The 6035-nt window shown below is 43.9% G+C and carries 5 protein-coding genes; 4 read left to right on the forward strand and 1 reads right to left on the reverse strand.

The annotated features are described in order from the left end of the window. The first annotated feature begins 15 nt into the window (after positions 1-15). The 3 genes from pgeF (at position 16) to FS373_RS11920 (ending at position 3968) form a co-directional block, all read left to right on the forward strand. On the forward strand, positions 16-735 hold the full coding sequence (gene pgeF, locus FS373_RS11910; RefSeq protein WP_144045275.1) for a peptidoglycan editing factor PgeF: 720 nt from the start codon (positions 16-18) through the stop codon (positions 733-735). 120 nt (positions 736-855) lie between these two features. After that, complete coding sequence (gene clpB / locus FS373_RS11915; protein WP_144045276.1) at positions 856-3429, forward strand: ATP-dependent chaperone ClpB; 2574 nt, start codon at positions 856-858, stop codon at positions 3427-3429. A 218-nt stretch (positions 3430-3647) separates the two neighbouring features. Beyond that, positions 3648-3968 (forward strand): hypothetical protein, encoded by a 321-nt coding sequence (locus FS373_RS11920; RefSeq protein ID WP_144045277.1) that lies wholly within the window; start codon positions 3648-3650, stop codon positions 3966-3968. A gap of 128 nt (positions 3969-4096) precedes the next feature. Here the strand turns inward: FS373_RS11920 and FS373_RS11925 are convergent, their stop codons facing one another. Further along, complete coding sequence (locus FS373_RS11925) at positions 4097-4546, reverse strand: DUF4124 domain-containing protein (protein ID WP_144045278.1); 450 nt, start codon at positions 4544-4546, stop codon at positions 4097-4099. 135 nt (positions 4547-4681) lie between these two features. Here FS373_RS11925 and pssA point away from each other — a divergent pair, with 135 nt between their 5' ends. Then, positions 4682-5503: a CDP-diacylglycerol--serine O-phosphatidyltransferase gene (gene pssA, locus FS373_RS11930; RefSeq protein ID WP_144045279.1), complete on the forward strand. Its 822-nt coding sequence runs from the start codon at positions 4682-4684 to the stop codon at positions 5501-5503. Positions 5504-6035: the final 532 nt, after the last annotated feature.

A 6035-nucleotide genomic window follows, 5' to 3' on the forward strand; every position in this document is an offset into this window, starting at 1 on the left:
AGACGGGCTCTGTAGATGACCACAAGTTGGCATATTCCCGAAGGCGTCAATATTGCTTTCTCAACCCGTCATGCGGGTTTGAGTAAAGCTCCCTATGAGAGTCTGAATGTAGGACTACACGTGGGTGACGCACTGGAAGATGTGCTGGCAAATCGAGCGCTCATTAGTGAGCGCTTGTTATTACCTTCCCGCCCAGCTTGGCTGGATCAAGCCCATAGCACTAAAGTTGTCGAAGCCGATAACCAGAGGCTTGTCTGCGCCGATGCCAGTTACACCAGGCAAAGGCAACAAGTCTGTGTCGTTATGACTGCTGACTGCTTGCCTGTGCTTATTTGTGATAGACAAGGCAAGCAAGTTGCTGCTATTCACGCTGGTTGGCGTGGGCTGTGTGATGGGATCATAGAGACCACGTTGGAGACGTTTGCCTCACAGCATGCAGATCTTATTGCTTATTTGGGGCCTGCCATTGGCCCGGAGGCATTTGAGGTTGGAGAGGAAGTGAGGGAGATGTTTATGTTATTACACCCTGAAACTTCTACCTTCTTCAATTCCACTGAGTCTGACAGCAAGTTTTTAGCCGATCTTCAGGGACTGGCAAAATATCGACTCCAGTTGGCAGGTGTGAGTGAGGTATACCTGAGTCATGCTTGTACTTATAAAAATGAAGCCGATTACTTCTCCTATCGCCGAGATGGTATCACAGGGCGCATGGCGTCATTCATCTGGCTAACTTAAGCTAGTTAATTAACGATAGAGTGCCAGTCTCACAGTTTAAAGCTTGAAAAAACTAAAAAAAACCCCATCTTTTAACTATATCAAGTAAATTTTAGTACTAGTAATTATTTTGGAGGCTGTATGCGACTCGATCGTATGACCAATAAATTCCAAACAGCTATTTCCGATGCTCAATCATTGGCATTGGGGCGCGATCACCAGTTTATTGAACCTATTCATCTGATGATGGCCCTTCTTAATCAAGATAATGGTTCAATTCATCCCTTGCTTACTCAGGCCGGTATTCAGGTTAGTTCACTGCGTTCTATGATAAGCCAAGAGTTAGATCGCTTGCCTCGGGTTGAGGGAACAGGTGGTGATATTCAGCTATCACAGGCACTAATACGTCTGCTCAATTTCTGCGACAAGCTTTCTCAGAAGCGTAAAGATAAGTTTATCTCCAGTGAGCTATTCATTCTGGCGGCATTAGAAGGTAATGACCCGCTTGCCCAGAGCCTGAAGAAGGCTGGTGCGACCAAAGATTTGATGGAGCAGACCATCAAACAGATCAGAGCAGGGAAAACTGTCGACGATCCGAATGCCGAAGATCAACGTCAAGCGCTTAAGAAGTTTACCGTCGATCTGACAGAGCGTGCCGAGCAAGGAAAGCTCGACCCTGTGATTGGTCGAGATGATGAGATCCGTCGTACGATTCAGGTATTGCAGCGCCGTAGTAAAAATAACCCAGTCTTGATAGGTGAACCTGGCGTGGGGAAAACCGCGATTGTCGAGGGGCTGGCTCAAAGAATCGTTAACGGCGAAGTGCCTGAAGGCATCAAGAATAAGCGCGTGCTCTCATTGGATATGGGGTCATTAGTGGCTGGGGCTAAGTATCGTGGTGAATTCGAAGAACGTTTAAAAGCCGTACTTAATGAACTCTATCAAGAAGAGGGCCAAGTCATCCTCTTTATCGATGAATTACATACTATGGTCGGTGCTGGTAAAGGTGATGGCGCCATGGATGCGGGCAATATGCTCAAACCTGCCTTAGCAAGGGGAGATCTTCATTGTGTCGGGGCAACGACTCTAGATGAGTACCGCAAATATATAGAGAAAGATGCCGCTTTAGAGCGACGTTTTCAGAAGGTGTTGGTGGAAGAGCCCAACGTAGAAGACACGATAGCCATCTTACGTGGGCTCAAGGAACGCTACGAGTTACATCACCATGTTGAGATCACCGACCCTGCAATTGTCGCCGCGGCAAGCATGTCCAATCGATATGTCTCAGATCGTAAGTTACCCGATAAAGCCATCGATCTTATCGATGAAGCGGCATCGAGCATCAGGATTCAGATCGACTCTAAACCAGAAGTACTAGACAGGTTAGAGCGCAGAAGCATCCAACTTAAGATAGAGGAGCAAGCACTCGCGAAAGAAACTGATGAGGCTAGTATTCGCCGTTTATATTCCCTGCGAAAAGAGTTGAAAGATGTCGATGCTAAAGCGGCAGAACTTAACGAAATATGGCATACAGAAAAAGCAGCACTGGCAGGTACTCAACATATAAAGGCGGATTTAGAGCAGGCGAGGCTGAATCTCGATGTAGCAAGACGTGCTAGTGATTTGACCCGTATGTCTGAGTTGCAATATGGTCGTATTCCGGCGCTAGAAAAGCAACTGGATCTAGCGGCGCAAGCTGAGATGCAAGACATGACCTTATTGAGGCACAAGGTGACCGATGTTGAGATTGCAGAGGTGCTATCGAGGGCAACGGGGATCCCAGTTGCTAAGATGTTGGAAGGGGAGAAAGAAAAACTGCTGCAAATGGAAAAGGCGTTACACGAAAGGGTTATTGGCCAGAATGAAGCGGTAGATGCGGTGTCAAACGCGATACGACGTAGTAGAGCCGGACTTGCCGATCCTGAGCGTCCTATCGGATCATTTCTGTTTTTGGGACCAACGGGCGTAGGTAAGACCGAGCTGTGTAAGTCACTGGCTAAGTTTTTATTCGATACTGAAGCGGCCATGGTGCGTATCGATATGTCGGAGTTTATGGAGAAACACTCGGTTGCACGTTTACTCGGTGCACCTCCTGGTTATGTGGGTTATGAAGAGGGCGGTTACCTCACGGAAGCGATAAGAAGAAAGCCATATTCAGTAATCCTCCTAGACGAAGTTGAAAAAGCCCATCCAGATGTGTTTAACATTCTGTTGCAGGTACTAGACGATGGCAGGTTGACCGATGGTCAAGGCCGTACTGTCGACTTTAGAAATACAGTTATTATCATGACGTCAAACCTAGGCTCTGACATCATTCAAGACAGATGTGGCTCCCTGTCATATAGTGAGATGAAGGCTGAGGTCATGAATGTTGTGGTTCATAGTTTTAGACCCGAATTTTTAAATAGAATCGATGAAACTGTGGTCTTTCATCCTTTGGATGAGAAGCACATTGAATATATAGCCCATATTCAAATTAAATCTTTACAGCAGAGGCTTGCCGAAAAAGATTATGAGCTCATAATTAGTAAAGATGCGCTAGCCTTGATTGCTAAGGCTGGGTTCGATCCTGCCTATGGAGCAAGGCCTTTGAAAAGGGCATTGCAGCAGGAAGTAGAGAATCCACTGGCCCAACGTATCTTAAGCGGTAGCTTAGTGCCGGGTAAACCCATTAAACTTGAGTGTTCGGGAGGTGAGTTGATCTTCCTGCAATAATGGATCATATGAGAACTTTGGCTGGTTTGTATACTTGTCAGCCTGGTTCTCTAGTGCTTTTGTTTTTGGCTCAACTAGTATAGATTAACTTTTATCCAATATAGTCAGTTGTTTAGATATAACAATATGGAATTGACTTAGATATAGAGCTGCAAAACTGACCTGGAATGATGTTTTCCATATGTTTGCCGCTTCTAGCCTAACAAGGAGTATGAATCATGAAATCAAAATTAGCACTTATCGGATTGGTGTCGTTATCGGTCTTAGGTTGTAGTTCGACGACTCCAGAGCCTAAACCAACCCAAGGCATAGAAGCATATATTGGTGTAGGCAATGTTGATTATGATAGCCAATATCATTTTGGTTATGATCAAGGCTGTAAGAGTGCAATAACAGTTAAAGCCGATGGTGGGTCACTAACCGCATTTAAAGATACGACATTAGATGGTTTAGATTCATTTGATGAAGGTTGGAATGCAGGTACTCAGGCCTGTCAAGATGGGATGAGCCGTTCCATGTATACGGTCACAAAACCTTAAGGCATCAATCTTACGACCCTTGCATAAAATAGACTCGATTGAGACTATTTTATGGGGGAACTTAAGTTAGTTTTAGCTAAGAACTAACTTAAGGGTTTATCTATTTAGTGATGATTCCCATACACTAGCTATTTACAGAATAGCTTGATTCTCTGTTTCTGCACCTTGATCTTTTCCTGACGCTGCTCCTCTGTTACAGCTACAACTTCACCTGTTTGTTGATCTTTACTGTTTAGCTTGGTGTGGGTCATCAAAATATCAAGATTGTATTTCGCGTTCTTACAGATTTCTTTAGCTTGTTCTTTATCGTTTTCATTGATAGCTGCTGCATCTTGTTGAGCTTGGCTTAACTCATTTTCTTCTTCCTTACGAGCCGTTGGAGCAACAGTCCCTATGGCTTTTGGCTCAATATCTTCACTGTATAGCTTTGTGGATTTTGACTGATCGTTGGCATTCTCTGGGATCTGCTGGCTATAGTGAGTCACTCCATTTTTATCTACCCACTTATATATGACGGTGGCCGAAACTGATGCCATAAATAGTAAAGGTAGCACGAGAGCTAAAAATCTTGGGTACATAATGGCTTCCAATCAAAACTGAGATGAACTTGCTTAAATAATATCATGAACTTAAGTAAGTAACTGATAAAGGGAAAGTGTAGAACAGTTAAAGTATGGTATATTTTTCATACAAGATACTCATCTTTGAATGATATGCAAAACTTTGATAAAGATTCGGTAAAGCGTAAAGGTATCTATCTGTTACCAAACTTGTTTACGACGGCAGGGCTATTCTCTGGTTTCTATGCGGTTATCGCTTCTATGAATGGCTTGTATGAGTCTGCTGCAATAGCTGTGTTTGTCGCCATGTTATTTGATGGGCTCGATGGTCGCGTAGCAAGAATGACCAATACCCAGAGTCAATTCGGAGCCGAATACGACAGTATGGCTGATATGGTTTCATTCGGCGTTGCTCCTGCTTTGATCGCCTATAATTGGGGGTTGGCTGAACTTGGAAAGTTAGGCTGGCTCGCGGCCTTTATCTATTGTGCCGGTGCAGCACTGCGTCTCGCTCGTTTTAACACACAAGTTGGGGTTGCCGATAAACGTTATTTTCAAGGGTTGGCTAGCCCAGCAGCGGCTGCTGTGATAGCTGCTAGCATTTGGCTGGGAAGCCAAAATGCACTCGATGGTCATAATGTTAGTTGGGTTGTGGCTATTATTACCATCATGTTGGGGCTACTCATGGTGAGTAATTTTCGATATCTATCGTTTAAAGATATCGACTGGCGCAGTCGAGTTAACTTCCTTGTCATCTTATCCCTCGTAGGTATATTTGTTTTTGTGTCTTTAGAGCCCGCACTAATACTCTGTTTCATTTTTTACCTCTATGCGCTATCGGGCCCTGTGATGACTATCTATGGCATACGAAAACTGAAAGTATCGCCCAATGCCGGTATACAAAAAGAAGACACTCAAGGTGGAAGGGACAGCCAAAACATCAAGCAGGTTAATGAAGATAAAACAAAGGACTAAAATCTGATGTTTTAATAAAATTGAAATCAGCAAGTATAGAGTCTGACTCATTTAAAGAATCCAATATCACTACTGAGGGATATTGGACAGTATCGGTAAAAGGTATTTATAGAAATATGTCATGAAAGCTAAAAGTTTCATGCAGACTCTTAAAAGTGTGCCAGACTTAATCTCCCTGTTAGAAGGTTTAGAGTAAAAAGTCCCTTCGGATAGGTGTTATGTGTGTTTTCTGGACTCTTTGATTGATAAGTGCTCGCTTGTTTGTTTTTTTGAAATAAGCCCTTGTGCTCATATCGAAACCCCCTATAATGCGCATCCACTGACACGGCAAACCAGTTTTCTTAAACGAAGCTGAAACCCAGTCAGGGCAATAAGTAAGCTTGTTTTTTTCTTCGTTTTAAACGATAGAAATTAAATTTTTAAAAGCCCTTGACGCCAACAACGGGAAGTGTAGAATACGCATCCCTAGCCAAGGCGGAACGCCTTGGGAAGTAAGTAAAAGCCAGCGACCTAGCGTCTAACGGCGGTGCTA

This window comes from Shewanella sp. YLB-07 (genome assembly GCF_009377275.1).

Bases quoted from the DNA above. Each gene is read 5' to 3' on its own strand.
- pgeF (WP_144045275.1), top strand. From the start codon at position 16: ATGACCACAAGTTGGCATATTCCCGAAGGCGTCAATATTGCTTTCTCA.
- clpB (WP_144045276.1), top strand. From the start codon at position 856: ATGCGACTCGATCGTATGACCAATAAATTCCAAACAGCTATTTCCGAT.
- FS373_RS11920 (WP_144045277.1), top strand. From the start codon at position 3,648: ATGAAATCAAAATTAGCACTTATCGGATTGGTGTCGTTATCGGTCTTA.
- FS373_RS11925 (WP_144045278.1), bottom strand. From the start codon at position 4,546: ATGTACCCAAGATTTTTAGCTCTCGTGCTACCTTTACTATTTATGGCA.
- pssA (WP_144045279.1), top strand. From the start codon at position 4,682: ATGCAAAACTTTGATAAAGATTCGGTAAAGCGTAAAGGTATCTATCTG.